Source organism: Psychrobium sp. MM17-31, assembly GCF_022347785.1.
Classification (GTDB): Bacteria; Pseudomonadota; Gammaproteobacteria; order Enterobacterales; family Psychrobiaceae; genus Psychrobium.
Window position 1 is genome coordinate 431,416 of sequence record NZ_JAKRGA010000002.1, and the last position, 13,084, is coordinate 444,499.

The 13,084-nt window shown below is 43.2% G+C and carries 14 protein-coding genes; 9 read left to right on the forward strand and 5 right to left on the reverse strand.

Annotation, left to right across the window (positions count from 1 at the left end):
- Positions 1-17: 17 nt before the first annotated feature.
- Positions 18-503, reverse strand: coding sequence for a YajQ family cyclic di-GMP-binding protein (locus MHM98_RS06490; RefSeq protein WP_239438448.1), 486 nt, complete (start codon positions 501-503; stop codon positions 18-20).
- A 165-nt stretch (positions 504-668) separates the two neighbouring features.
- Between MHM98_RS06490 and MHM98_RS06495 the strand changes: the two genes are divergently transcribed.
- From MHM98_RS06495 to MHM98_RS06520, 6 genes are all read left to right on the forward strand, one after another.
- Positions 669-1,049 (forward strand): VanZ family protein, encoded by a 381-nt coding sequence (locus MHM98_RS06495; protein WP_239438449.1) that lies wholly within the window; start codon positions 669-671, stop codon positions 1,047-1,049.
- Complete coding sequence (locus tag MHM98_RS06500; RefSeq protein ID WP_239438450.1) at positions 1,042-1,944, forward strand: 2-dehydropantoate 2-reductase; 903 nt, start codon at positions 1,042-1,044, stop codon at positions 1,942-1,944. The genes MHM98_RS06495 and MHM98_RS06500 overlap by 8 nt, the downstream gene beginning before the upstream one ends.
- A 15-nt stretch (positions 1,945-1,959) precedes the next feature.
- Positions 1,960-2,892, forward strand: coding sequence for a hypothetical protein (locus MHM98_RS06505; RefSeq protein WP_239438451.1), 933 nt, complete (start codon positions 1,960-1,962; stop codon positions 2,890-2,892).
- Positions 2,893-2,928: 36 nt separating this feature from the next.
- Entirely contained in the window at positions 2,929-3,480 is a 552-nt protein-coding gene (locus MHM98_RS06510; protein ID WP_239438452.1) for a hypothetical protein, read from the forward strand.
- Positions 3,481-3,667: 187 nt separating this feature from the next.
- Positions 3,668-4,183, forward strand: a complete 516-nt coding sequence (locus tag MHM98_RS18745) for a prepilin-type N-terminal cleavage/methylation domain-containing protein (RefSeq protein WP_343229207.1) — start codon at positions 3,668-3,670, stop codon at positions 4,181-4,183.
- A gap of 21 nt (positions 4,184-4,204) precedes the next feature.
- Positions 4,205-4,930 (forward strand): hypothetical protein, encoded by a 726-nt coding sequence (locus MHM98_RS06520; protein WP_239438453.1) that lies wholly within the window; start codon positions 4,205-4,207, stop codon positions 4,928-4,930.
- Here the strand turns inward: MHM98_RS06520 and MHM98_RS06525 are convergent.
- From MHM98_RS06525 to pomA, 4 genes are all read right to left on the reverse strand, one after another.
- Positions 4,927-6,186 carry a DEAD/DEAH box helicase gene (locus tag MHM98_RS06525; RefSeq protein WP_239438906.1) on the reverse strand — a complete coding sequence of 420 codons (1,260 nt, stop codon included), beginning with the start codon at positions 6,184-6,186 and terminating at the stop codon, positions 4,927-4,929. The genes MHM98_RS06520 and MHM98_RS06525 overlap by 4 nt on opposite strands.
- Positions 6,187-6,496: 310 nt before the next feature.
- Positions 6,497-7,951: a tRNA uracil 4-sulfurtransferase ThiI gene (gene thiI / locus MHM98_RS06530; RefSeq protein WP_239438454.1), complete on the reverse strand. Its 1,455-nt coding sequence runs from the start codon at positions 7,949-7,951 to the stop codon at positions 6,497-6,499.
- Positions 7,952-8,101: 150 nt separating this feature from the next.
- A complete protein-coding gene (locus MHM98_RS06535; protein ID WP_239438455.1) occupies positions 8,102-9,022 on the reverse strand; it encodes a flagellar motor protein MotB in 921 nt (306 codons plus the stop codon).
- 2 nt (positions 9,023-9,024) lie between these two features.
- The gene (gene pomA / locus MHM98_RS06540; protein ID WP_239438456.1) at positions 9,025-9,783 is read right to left on the reverse strand and encodes a flagellar motor protein PomA; all 759 of its coding nucleotides are present in this window, start codon (positions 9,781-9,783) and stop codon (positions 9,025-9,027) included.
- Positions 9,784-10,007: 224 nt separating this feature from the next.
- Here pomA and xseB point away from each other — a divergent pair, with 224 nt between their 5' ends.
- From xseB to dxs, 3 genes are read left to right on the forward strand one after another with little or no spacing between them, the layout of a single operon-like run.
- Positions 10,008-10,253 (forward strand): exodeoxyribonuclease VII small subunit, encoded by a 246-nt coding sequence (gene xseB / locus MHM98_RS06545; RefSeq protein WP_239438457.1) that lies wholly within the window; start codon positions 10,008-10,010, stop codon positions 10,251-10,253.
- Positions 10,253-11,128 (forward strand): (2E,6E)-farnesyl diphosphate synthase, encoded by an 876-nt coding sequence (gene ispA, locus MHM98_RS06550; protein WP_239438458.1) that lies wholly within the window; start codon positions 10,253-10,255, stop codon positions 11,126-11,128. Before xseB ends, ispA begins: the two co-directional genes overlap by 1 nt.
- A gap of 21 nt (positions 11,129-11,149) precedes the next feature.
- Complete coding sequence (dxs, locus tag MHM98_RS06555; protein WP_239438459.1) at positions 11,150-13,030, forward strand: 1-deoxy-D-xylulose-5-phosphate synthase; 1,881 nt, start codon at positions 11,150-11,152, stop codon at positions 13,028-13,030.
- The last annotated feature ends 54 nt before the right edge of the window (positions 13,031-13,084 follow it).

A 13,084-nucleotide genomic window follows, 5' to 3' on the forward strand; every position in this document is an offset into this window, starting at 1 on the left:
ATGATTGTGGTAAAAAGTTAGTCTCTAAAGTTCTCAAACTGGAATGGTTGCTCAGCATCACTTTGACGAATCAACGCCATAACCGCTTGTAAATCATCGCGTTTTTTACCAGTGACACGTAGCTTTTCTCCCTGAATAGCCACCTGAACTTTAATTTTAGAGGCCTTAATTTCTTTCACTAATTTTTTAGCAACCAAGGCTTCGATACCTTGCTTGAATTTAACGTTACTCGAGAAAGTTTTACCTGAATGCGTTGGTTTTTCATCAACTTCCATCGCCTTAGTATCCACATTGCGACGTACTAGATTGGCGCGAAAGATATCAAGCATTTGATTGATTTGAAATTCATCTTCCGCTTTTAATACCGCAACTTCTCCGTTTAACTCGAAAGTCGCGTCTTTACCGCGAAAATCAAAGCGGGTTGCTAGTTCGCGATTTGAATTATCAACCGCATTTCTTACTTCAGTGATTTCAATCTCTGATACAACATCAAATGATGGCATAAACAGCTCCAACAATTCTTAACTAATAATGTCGGGATAGTATCAGGTTTAAGCTGAATAAACAGGTAATAAATGCTGCGAAATGTAAAAGTTATTTGTTTGTTATCAATAGCCTTGTGGTAAAGTTAGAGCAAGATTCGTTTTATTAGCAATTTGGAAATCACCTTGGCGTCTTTTATCAGCTCACTTTGGCACAATCGCACCTTTTCGCTGTCGGTGCTCGTCTTATCCCTTGCCATCTTTTCATATCTATTTTTTAGTAAGCAAAGCCTACCGCCGGGTGTGCCCCATTCTGATAAATACGGCCATGTCATTGTTTTCTTCTGCTTGAGCGTATTGATGTATCGCTGTTTCAATTTCTCTCGTCTGTGGCAAATCATAATTTTGGTAGGCTATGGCGTAGCCGTTGAGTGTGTGCAGTATTACATCCCTTACCGCTCAAGCGGGCTCGATGATGTATTGGCAGATGCTCTAGGGGTTGTTCTTTTCTACGCACTCACTCTCATGCCAAGTGTTCGAAACCTGTTTGGCAAAAGTAATGCCTAAGCCAGTTAGTCAACACATTTGCATCATAGGTCACGGTGCCATCGGACTGCTATGGGGTCACCATCTCACAGCGGCAGGACATCAAATTACATTCATAAGTCGTCGCCAGCAACTGCCGGCTTCGAAGCAGCGCATTAGCAGCTATAACGGAATAGAATCAGTCAACGAGTTCACTTTCAGCCATCAACTGCCACAAGATTGTGATTTGGTATTAGTTACCACCAAGGCCTACCAAGTACATGGCGCGCTTGCGCCTTTTTTAGCAGATATAAACGTGCCTATTATCTTGTTGCACAATGGCATGGGCGCGGTGGAAGCATTGCCATTAACAGCGCATCAACAGGTCATGCTAGCCACTACTACTCATGGTGCACTCATCGATGAAAATAGTCTTAGTCATACAGGACTCGGTAATACAATAATAGGTAACTATCAAGGGCTAACTGATAGACAACTAGAGCATTGGCAACAACTACTTAAGTCGGCGCTACCTACCGTCGAAATTCATCATAATATTCAGCTGCCATTATTACTCAAACTCGCCATTAATTGCGTAATCAATCCTCTCACAGCGATTCACCAGTGCAAAAATGGCGAGTTACTATCTCCCAAATTCGATAGCCAAATCGATAAGCTCATTCACGAAATTCAGCAGGTAATTAGCCAGTTAGAACCCAATTGGCATCATGACAAAGCCTCTCTAAAACAAGCAGTTTTGGATGTAGCAAACGCTACTGCTAATAATTATTCTTCGATGGCGCAAGATGTAAAATACTGCCGAACAACAGAAATCGAATTTATTAATGGTTATATTTTAACTCAAGCAAAACGCCTCAAGATATCGTTACCGGAAAATGAGAATCTAATAATACGGCTAGCTAATGCAAATAAATAATGAGGGACATATTAAATGTTGACTAGAATTATTAGTTTCACAGTACTATTACTTTCCTTGGTTTCAAATTTTAGCCGAGCGACTACTACAGAAGCATCCATCATTGAAACAAGTAAAAAATACGCCTTAGCAATAGTAACAATTGACGAATTTGAACGCTTAACACAACTCGTTAACGAGAAGTGCGACTCACAGCTTTCGATTAGAAACAAAGATTACTTTACCATTGACTACTTCGTCAGACATCGGATTAATTACAACGTCAAATCATTTATTATTGACCATATTCCGACAGAACAAATTGAGAATGTGCAAGCGCAACTTGAGTTATTCGTCGCAGCCAACGTTGAGTGTACAATCAATGATTTATCAATATGGCACTATGAACATGTTGAAAGACCAATCTCAGAGTTGGCCGAAATGGTACGGAAGCTTCCACACGCATATGAAATCGCGTCTAGAGACAAATTACCGCAATCTAAAGTCCGTCAATACTTTCATCAACAGCTTAAAAAATACGAGCAACTCCCACTACCAGAAGTATTTGAGTTAGCTAAAGCTTTAAACAATGGCCGCTATAGCTACAGTTTATTTTCGCATATAAAAAATGCGCCGATCGATTACCGAAAGTCGCTCGAGCTATTTAAATATCTTTACGACCAAACGGGCCACTTAAAATACCTACATCAACTTGCAGGCGCCCAAGCTAATATCAGTAAAACAGCCGCCTTAGATTCTTATCACAAGGCCGCTAAGCTGGGATACAACCGTTCACAACTTTGGCTAGGAACTTATTATGGCTGTCAGAAAAAACCATTAAAAGCGAAATACTGGCTCAACAAAGCGAAAAGCGGAGCACCAGAAGACGCCAACGATATTTCGATGGAAATTAAAGAATTAGGAGAACCAGTTAATTGCAGTAATACAGGTTGGACTCTTGATTATTAAAACCGTTCTTTTCAATAAACTCGTAAAAATAACATTATGAAAATAAAACAAGTCACGCCTTCCATTAAAATCTTCTTCGTCAGTTTAGTTGCACTGTCATTAGGTGGCTGGCAATTTGGTTTCTACCTAGGTGCTTACGATACGATTTTTTTTCACTACGTGTTTAGTGTCTGGTTTATATCACTGGCATTCGTACTCGCCTATTTCTTTTTACCCAAAGCGCAACGTCCTTTTAATGCGTCCGCCCTCTTTCCGCTTATTATGCCTACGGTGTGGTTACTACTAGAGATAACCAAGGCAGTAATGCCAGATAACACATTGATCTATTTCACCTCGACGATATTCGGCGTGGTCACTCTATGTTTTTGTGTGCCTTATATTGTCTATTTACTTATCTCGATCACTCAATCGGAAGCGCTGAACCTACAACCTAAAAACCTGTTGTGGTATCTGGTTCTCACAGTATTTTTAATCTTTGCGATTGCTTATTTCGTCGGTAAAAATCACCACATTTTTCTGACCTGCCACGATTTTCAAATCAGCGGAGAAGCCATTCCAGAAAACTGCTGGAAGAACACTATGGAATAATTCCCCAAGTAAAATTCGATACTTCACAAAACAGCATAAAGTTGTATAAAAAACCTACGCCACCCCACAATTTATTGCATCAGTACTATCGAGTTTTACTTATTACTTGTAGTATGCCTTTCCAGTGTCTGGATTTAAAAATCTATTGGGCGGCACTTTGTAAAAGAACAGCGTGGTAGCAATTAACGTGAATCGTAATTTAGGTTTTACTCTTATTGAATTAATTATCGTCATTATCATTTTGTCGATACTGGCGATTACAGCGCTGCCCAGATTTATTGACTTTTCTAAAGATGCACGCATTGCAGCGGTGACAGCAGAGGCTAGAGCGTTAGAATCGGGAGTTAACCTCGCTCGTCAGAAATGGCGACTATTAGGCTCACCACGCGCTAAAGACGCCCGTGATGATGTGCAACTCTGGGGCAACAGCAGCGCGGGGCAAATTGATTTTAATATTCAAGGTTGGCCCGCACAAAGTTACGCTTTTGGTGATAGTGTCCTCACCAATGATGGTCCAGATGACTGCCTGTCGCTCTATCAAGCACTCGTAGAAAACGGTGATGAAAAAGCAGCTCTCAATCAAGACGCAACATTCCAAGTCACTAAAAGCAGTGGCAACTGTACCTACACTTTAGTTGCCGATTCGAGTTTAGGTATTTATTACGACCCGTTAACTGGACAAGTTAGCGTTTTTGGCAACTGATTAAACCAATCAAGGAAGATAATGCGCTTAATTAAATTTGCAATCCTCAGCAGTATTATCACTATTATTGCCTGTTTTATTCAGCGTAATACACTTCCAAGCCAAATGGACTTTTCTTCAAAATTACAACTTGAGCCCATTCAATATCGGTCTTACGCAGAACCATTTAATGTAGCGATGAGCGGTATTAATTATAAAGTTGAGCCTCTTTATGATTACACCCTCTACGGTATGGTAGTTTCTTTAAAACAACACAACGGCGATAGCGGCCTTCATCGCGCATGGGGCGATCACTTAAACATTGCGGATTTATGTGTAGTTTGGAGCGATACGGCATTTAGCCCATTGCTTCACAAAATAGAATTTTGGAACGGTCAATTTACATGTTTTACCCGCACCAGCAATATGAATGCTTGGGCACTGTTCAAAGGACATCAGTTGTCCAACAATCATTTGATTACCGAAAGTAGTTACCTGCGTAATAAAATCAAAGACATTCAAATCGGCGATCAGATTCAAATCAAAGGATGGTTAGCAAATTATCAAAATGATCGTGGTAACAAGCGCGGCACCAGTATAACCAGGACAGATACAGGTAACGGCGCTTGCGAAACAATTTATGTCAATGAAATAAAGATATTAAAGCCGTACCATAGCCCATGGCGGATAGGACTCTACGCGGCAATTACAGCTCTTATCTTGTCGATAATAGCGTTCTTTAAAGCGCCTTTAGCGCGCCATATTTAACGCCTGCGGCCGCCACTGCGATTGCGGTGCTTATTAGAACCCGATTGACGTTTACCACTGGCGCGTTCGCGCGTGCGGCGTTTCTGCGCTGATTTGCTGTTCTTTTTCACGCTGCTGGTTTTAGTAAGATCAGGCTCATAACCCGGATACCAAGCTTGTGGCAGTTTATCGCCAATAATTGCTTCGATTTCTTCCAGTAACCACTCTTCATCAATACTCATCAACGACACCGCGTGTCCTGCATTGCCAGCTCTGCCAGTCCGGCCAATGCGATGAATATAATCTTCGGCAATGTATGGCAGCTCATAATTAATCACATAATTAAGCTGAGCAATATCCAGCCCGCGCGCCGCTACATCAGTAGCAACTAAAGCTCTTGTCTTGCCCGATTTAAACTCTTCCAACACCTTATCGCGAGCACCTTGGGATTTATCGCCATGGATCGCCGCCGTCTTCACGCCGTCTTTACACATTTCTTTAGCAAGGACGTCCGCCCCTTGACGAGTTCGCACGAAAATCAGCACCTGTTGCCAATTTTTCGAGCCAATCATAAAGGAGGTTAATTCACGCTTTTTGTCTTCATCGACGTTATAAACAATCTGCTCAATCTGCGAAGCTGTCGCATTGCGCTGCGCTACTTCAATCAGTTCAGGCTTGTTGAGTAAGCGTTTAGATAGATCGATGATGGCATCATCAAAGGTCGCTGAAAATAGCATGGTTTGGCGTGAATCTGGCACGCGTTTTAGAATGCGTTTGATATCGACAATAAAGCCCATGTCCAGCATGCGATCTGCTTCATCGAACACTAAAAACTGCAGCGCGTCTAAATCGAAAGTACCTTTAAAAAGCAAATCAAGCAAACGTCCCGGCGTAGCCACCAACACGTCACAACCGTTTTTAAGCGCGTCAATTTGCGGGTTTAAGCTCACACCACCATAGGCAAGTTCGATAAATAAATCAGTGCCTTTACTGTAGCGTTTAAAACTTTTCTTAACCTGCTGTGCAAGCTCACGCGTCGGGGTAAGCACTAACGCACGAACAGCTTTGTCAGCACGGGGAGCCTTAACCAGCTGTTCGATAATCGGCAGCGCAAAGGCACCAGTTTTACCAGTTCCTGTTTGCGCCCCAGCCATCACATCACGACCTTGCAAAATAAGCGGAATCGCTTTCTCTTGCACCGGCGTTGGTTTTTCATATTCCAAAGCAGTGAGATTATCTTGAAGTTGTTGATTAAGGCCTAATTGAATAAAAGTCATCATCTTTCTCTAGCTGAGGCTATTATTGAGTGTAGAATTATTTGGTGTGCTAATGATTCAAGAGTTCCAATTGGCATAATCGTTAGCACACCAGTTACTTTTCTTTGCGTCGCCAAAGAAAAGTAACCAAAAGAAAGGCGACCCGCAGATTTATCGCTGATCTAAAATGATAAATTGCCTATTCAATACCGTATTTGATCCGCATCCCTGCGGCAAATACTCAAAAATCATCCCTGATTTTTGCATTGGTCAATTTCTAATTTAAGGCGATAAATAGCGGTAACTATGCCCTCTCAGGTAATGAGATTGTCTATTTTCTATAAACCTTAATATTACTAAACCCTTGTTCGATTAAGAACAGTGCTTGTAGCTTACTCATTACACCGCGCTCACAGTAGAATAAGTACTGCTTCGATTGATCTAAGTCGCCAAACTGCGTTGCCAGTTTGTAGAACGGTAAGTGCTTAACCTCTACATCGTCAATTTCTAATGGATTTTCGTCTTCTTCATCAGGTGAGCGAATATCTAAAATCACATCGTTAGCACCAAACTCAGAAACAGTTTCTACTTCAGCAACTACTTCGTTAGTTTCATTAGCGATATCGCGAATATCCATCACTACTGATTCTTCAAGCGCTTTGTCTAATACCGCAAAGTCAAAGTTCGCTTCTTCTGCTTCAATCTTTGACATTACCGCTTTAACAGTTGGGCTCTTAGAGATTACGCCGCAATACTCTGGCATCACTTCCGCAAATGGCTTAGTACCAATCTTATCAGCGATGTTAATAATATCTTGCTTATCGTAAGCCGTTAGGGGGCGAAGAATTAAGGTATCAACACTTTTATCGATAACACCAAGATTAGTTAGTGTTTGGCTAGATACTTGGCCTAATGATTCACCAGTTACCAGTGCGTTAACCTTCATTTTCTTAGCAACACGTTCGGCAGCACGCATCATCATACGCTTTAAGATAACGCCCATTTGACCGTTTTCTACTTTCTCTAAGATTTCGCCAACGACGCCTTCAAAAGGAACTGTCACAAACTTAACTTTGTGTGATGCACTAAAGCGATCCCATAGGTAGTAAGACACTTGCTTTACGCCAATCTCGTGCTCACGACCACCTAAGTTAAAGAAACAGAAATGAGTACGAGCGCCTTTTTTGATCATCATGTAGCTAGAAACGCCTGAATCAAAACCGCCAGACATTAGTGACAACACATCTTCTTGCGCAGGCAGTGGGAAACCACCGATACCTTCGTAACGGGCCGAGATTACAAATAAATCGTTATTACGGATCTCAAGTTTCACTGTGTGATCAGGATTTTTTAGCTTAACGCCATTTGATGGGTAGTGCTGATTTAAGCCACCGCCAACATAGCGCTCGACTTCGTTTGAGGTAAAGTCGTGTTTACCAGCGCGTTTAACGCGAACACAGAAGCTCTTGCCTTCGATTTCATGGGCTACAAGTGGCGCTACCGCTTGATAAATGGATTCAACATCACTAAAGCTGTGCTGACTCACTTGCAAAATATGCGCAATGCCAGGAATACATTGCATTGCATCGATAAGACGCTCAATGTTCTCTTTACTGTCATTACTAGTGGCAACGTTTAATTTATCCCAGTCCAGTTGCACCGCTACAGTCTCGTCAAAACGACGTAGTACATTACGTACATTGGAGCTCAGCAATTTACAGTAACGCTTGCGAACTGACTTACTTTTGATGGTAATTTCAGGGTAAAACTTAAGGATAAATTTCATTAGAGTGGCCACTTGAAAAAATAATGGCGCGCATTATACATAAAGAGGCTATATAGAAGAAGTTATAAGCAATGAAATGTGAAGCGAAACAGCAATAAAAAAGGGAAGCTCTAGCTTCCCTTGTCAAGTTTTTCAAATCGATTAGGTTGATTACTCGGTTAAACCAATCTTCTTCGATTCCTTGGCTTTACCTTGCATTATCGATATCTCAACTCGGCGATTGCGACGCTGCGATAACACATCAGTACCATCGGTGAGTGGCTTCATATCTGCCAAACCAACCACTTGCAGGCGAGACGGGTTGAAGTTCCTTACCTTCACCAGCTCATGTGCCACAGCTACTGCACGCAAACTTGATAGCTCCCAATTCGACTTATAAAGTTCGGTGTGAAGCTGATCGCTGTCTGTGTGACCAGATACCGTAATTTCCCCTGGGATATCAGCAAGTAACTCACCAACTTTGGTAATCACCGGCACAAAACGCGGCTGTAAATTTGCTGAGCCTGATGGGAATGATCCTTTCTCGCGAATTCGAATAATAATTTGCTGACCTAATGATTCAATCTCAATCGCACCATCTTCAATCTGCTCTTCCAGCTTCTCAGCCATTTTCTTTAGCTCTTGGTTAGTCTCTTCTTGCGCTGCCGATTTTTCTGCATCAGATGGACTGTCAGCTGCTGCTGCAGCGCCGCGTTGATCACCGCGTTGCTGCTCCTTACCACCAGAATTGGCATCTTCACCCGACTGATAATCGAGCTCGCGCTGCGTTACTTCCGCAGTTTGCTGATTAATAATTTCAATAGGTGTTGGATCGGGACGTCCCGGACGGAACTCCTGCGCGATAACACTGGTACCTTTAGGAATGTCTTTGACTTCAATCTTATTTTGAACACCAAAAGCGTATTTCATCGAACCAGCGATTTGCTTAAATTTAAGCACATCCATTTCTGACATTGCCAGCAGCAATACGAAGAAACACATCAATAACGACATCAAGTCAGCGAATGTTCCCATCCATGCGGGGAGACCTTCGGGAGGACAGTCGGGACATTTAGGACAATCGTCACTCATGCTTACTCCTCAGGCGCCGGACGTTTACCTTCAGCAATGTAGTTTTGCAGCATGCCTTCGATAACACGAGGATTCTGACCGTCTTGAATAGCAAGAACAGCATCTAAGATGAGTGTTTGGTTCAGAGCTTCTTCACCGCCGCGCAGGCTTAGCTTTTCACTAATTGGCAGTGCAATAAGATTAGCAAGCATCGCCCCGTACATGGTGGTTAACAAGGCTACCGCCATCGCAGGACCGATAGCTTTTGGATCGTCCATGTTTTGTAGCATCGCTACCAGACCGATTAGTGTACCGATCATCCCCATCGCAGGACCAACATCACCAAGCGATTTAAAGAAACCAGCACCCGCTTTGTGACGTTCTAACGTTAAATCGATATCTTTACCTAGCGTTGCTTTTACAACATCCGCTTCGTGGCCATCCACTAACATATCGATGCCCTTTTGCATGAACGGACTTGGAATTTCAGCTTCTTCTAAGGCAAGGAAGCCACCTTTACGGGCAGCATCGGCAAGTTCGACAGCTTTAGCAATTAAATCTTGTGGATCATCGAGCTTAAGCATGAAGGCTTTACCAAACACCTTACCTGCACCGACAAACTGCCCCATCGAATACATCATCATTACTACGAACGGCGAGCCACAGAATACGATAAGAACGGAAGGTACATCGACGAACATCCCGATATCACCACCTTGAACCATCGCCATGACGATCATACCAAATGCACCAAGCATGCCGATTAATGTTGCTAAATCCACTGAGTCTCTCCTGTGCCCAATTTTTTACGCGACTTTGATTTTCGAAAGGAAAAAAGTGCTAAAAGATAACAATTTAGAATTTCTTAACATCATATCGGAACAAGGCGTCATTTGTTTAGTGTTTTTATCAATTTTTATGGAAAAAACACCAAGCAGGCGTAAAAAATTGAAAACATCGGTGAAGTGGGCTAAGGTGGCGCGAAATAGTCAGTTAGAGCGTCGAAATGGCCACTAAAAAAATTGAAAATATGAGTTTTGAAGCCAGCGTTGAAGAGCTAGAAACCATCGTAAATCAACTGGAACAAGGTGATTTACCACTCGATAAAGCCCTAGCGCAATTTGAACGCGGCATTGGCTTGGCTCGCAACGGTCAGCAAAAACTGCAAGGCGCGCAGCAAAAAGTTGACATTCTAATGAACAACAACGGCGAAGCTACTTTAACTCCTTTTGATAATACGCCGGAAAGCTAGTGCCAGTAGTAAAAATTCAACAAAACCAGCAGCGTGTTAATGACTTTTTAGAAAGCGCATTAGCACAAGTTACTGTTAATGAGCCACGCTTGCATCAAGCGATGAATCACGGTTTACTGCTTGGCGGTAAACGCATTCGTCCATTTTTAGTTTACGCCGTTGGCGAAATGTTTGGGCTTGAAAAATCACAGCTCGATCATATTGCAGGCGCTATCGAAGCGATTCACGCTTATTCGCTAATTCACGACGATTTACCCGCAATGGATGACGACGAACTACGTCGCGGCCAGCCGACATGTCATATTGCCTTTGATGAAGCCACCGCTATTTTAGCGGGTGACGCACTGCAAACATTCGCCTTTGAATTACTTTGTCAAGCACCTCAAAGTGATGCCCAAAAAGTTCAGCTAATGCAGTGCCTTACCAAAGCCAGTGGTTATCGTGGAATGTGTGGTGGACAAGCCCTAGATTTAGCGGCGACAGATCGCAGTGTAACACTTGAGCAGCTTGAGCAGATTCATCGCCTAAAAACTGGGGCACTAATTTGTGCAGCAGTTGAGTTGGGCGCCATTGCCGCAAACGCTTCTAGCGCACATCGCGAGCTACTTAGCACTTTTGCACAAAACATTGGCCTTGCCTTCCAAGTTCATGATGACATTTTAGATGTCATCGGCGATACTGAGACCTTAGGCAAGCCACAAGGCTCCGATGAAGCGGCCAATAAGAGTACCTACCCCGCTTTACTCGGTCTTGAACAAGCTCAAGACAAAGCTAAACAGCTGATTGAGCAAGCTATTTCATCATTACAAGCCTTGCCATTTGATAGCACATTATTACAAGCGTTCGCGCGCTATATTATTGCGCGCAACCAATAAAAAAGAATTATAAGCAAGTTTATGAGCGTAGATATTTCACAATTTCCGTTACTCGCGTTAGCCAATACGCCGCAGGAGCTTCGTCAACTGCCGCAAACCAATTTGTCGCAACTGAGCGACGAATTGCGTAGCTATTTATTAAAAACCGTGAGTAAATCCAGTGGTCACCTAGCATCGGGCTTGGGGACGGTCGAGTTAACTGTCGCGCTGCATTACGTGTTTAACACTCCTAAAGATCGCATCGTCTGGGATGTTGGCCATCAGGCATATCCACATAAAATATTGACTGATCGCCGCGACCGCATGCACACCATTCGTCAAAAAGATGGTTTGCATCCATTTCCGAATCGCAAAGAAAGTGAATACGATACCTTTACCGTAGGCCATTCAGGCACCTCTATCAGTGCTGCACTGGGTATGGCAATTGCCGCCGAGAAAGAAGGCTTAGATCGCAAAGTTGTTGCCGTTATTGGCGATGGCGCATTAACTGGCGGTATGGCTTTTGAAGCAATGAATCACGGTGGTTCAATCGACAAAGATATGCTGATTATCCTTAACGATAATGAGATGTCGATTTCAGAGAACGTTGGAGCACTGAACAACCATCTAGCCAAGTTACTTACCGGCCAAATGTACACCTCAATCCGCGAAGGTGGTAAGAAGTTACTTTCTGGCGTCCCTAGCATTAAAGAGCTGGCCCGCCGCTCAGAAGAACATCTTAAAGGCATGGTAGTGCCAGGCACCTTGTTTGAAGAATTTGGCTTTAACTATATTGGCCCACTCGATGGCCACGATGTTAATGGCTTAGTGGAAACACTGAAAAATATGCGTAACCTTAAAGGGCCGCAAATTCTTCACGTGATGACTAAAAAAGGTAAGGGCTACGAGCCTGCCGAACAAGATCCTATTGGCTATCACGGCGTACCTAAGTTCGATCCTAAGACTACCTCACTGCCAGCTGGCTCAGGCGCCATGACGTTCTCAAAAGTCTTTGGCAACTGGCTATGTGATATGGCGGCGCAAGACGACAAGTTAATGGGTATTACCCCTGCCATGCGCGAAGGTTCTGGCATGGTAGAGTTCTCACAGCGCTTTCCTCAGCAGTATTTCGATGCAGCAATCGCCGAACAGCACGCCGTTACTCTAGGTGCAGGTATGGCTTGTGAAAAGTTAAAACCTGTCGTCGCTATTTACTCGACGTTCTTACAGCGTGGTTATGATCAGCTTATTCACGATGTTGCTATTCCAAATCTCGATGTACTGTTTGCTATTGACCGTGGCGGCCTTGTTGGTGCTGACGGAGAGACTCACCAAGGCGCGTTCGATTTAAGTTACCTGAACTGCATTCCGAATATGCTAGTGATGGCACCAAGCGATGAAAACGAATGTCGCCAAATGCTTTACACCGGTTATGTCCATCAAGGCCCAGCAGCGGTTCGCTACCCTCGTGGCGGCGCAACTAATGCTGAAATAAACTCGGAGATGACAGCACTAGAAATCGGTAAAGCAGTAGTTAAACGCGAATCAACCAAAACACAAGATGGCAATAAAGTGGCTATTTTAAGTTACGGTACGCTGCTTAATCACGCATTGGTAGCGGGCGAAAGCCTAGATGCTACAGTCGTTGATATGCGCTTTGTTAAGCCATTCGATGAAGCTTTAGTACGCGAATTATCACAAAGTCATGATGTGATTGTTACTGTAGAAGAAAATGCCATTATCGGCGGCGCAGGCAGTGTTATCAGCCAATTTGTCATGAACAACCGTCTCAATGTGCCAGTATTAAACCTAGGTTTACCAGATCAGTTCGTGTGCCAAGGCACTCAAGCCGAGCAGCAAGCGATGCTAGAACTTGATGGTGATGGTTTAATTAAGCAGATTAACCGCTATCTAGCTCAATAACTAGAAATGAATTTGAAAAAGGGGCGATTAATTTGCCCCTTTTTTTATACCTGT

What these genes read in the sequence shown, in the direction of transcription:
- MHM98_RS06490 (WP_239438448.1), bottom strand. Translation starts at nt 503, where the DNA reads ATGCCATCATTTGATGTTGTATCAGAGATTGAAATCACTGAAGTAAGA.
- MHM98_RS06500 (WP_239438450.1), top strand. Translation starts at nt 1,042, where the DNA reads ATGCCTAAGCCAGTTAGTCAACACATTTGCATCATAGGTCACGGTGCC.
- MHM98_RS06505 (WP_239438451.1), top strand. Translation starts at nt 1,960, where the DNA reads ATGTTGACTAGAATTATTAGTTTCACAGTACTATTACTTTCCTTGGTT.
- MHM98_RS06510 (WP_239438452.1), top strand. Translation starts at nt 2,929, where the DNA reads ATGAAAATAAAACAAGTCACGCCTTCCATTAAAATCTTCTTCGTCAGT.
- MHM98_RS06520 (WP_239438453.1), top strand. Translation starts at nt 4,205, where the DNA reads ATGCGCTTAATTAAATTTGCAATCCTCAGCAGTATTATCACTATTATT.
- MHM98_RS06525 (WP_239438906.1), bottom strand. Translation starts at nt 6,186, where the DNA reads ATGACTTTTATTCAATTAGGCCTTAATCAACAACTTCAAGATAATCTC.
- thiI (WP_239438454.1), bottom strand. Translation starts at nt 7,951, where the DNA reads ATGAAATTTATCCTTAAGTTTTACCCTGAAATTACCATCAAAAGTAAG.
- MHM98_RS06535 (WP_239438455.1), bottom strand. Translation starts at nt 9,022, where the DNA reads ATGAGTGACGATTGTCCTAAATGTCCCGACTGTCCTCCCGAAGGTCTC.
- xseB (WP_239438457.1), top strand. Translation starts at nt 10,008, where the DNA reads ATGGCCACTAAAAAAATTGAAAATATGAGTTTTGAAGCCAGCGTTGAA.
- dxs (WP_239438459.1), top strand. Translation starts at nt 11,150, where the DNA reads ATGAGCGTAGATATTTCACAATTTCCGTTACTCGCGTTAGCCAATACG.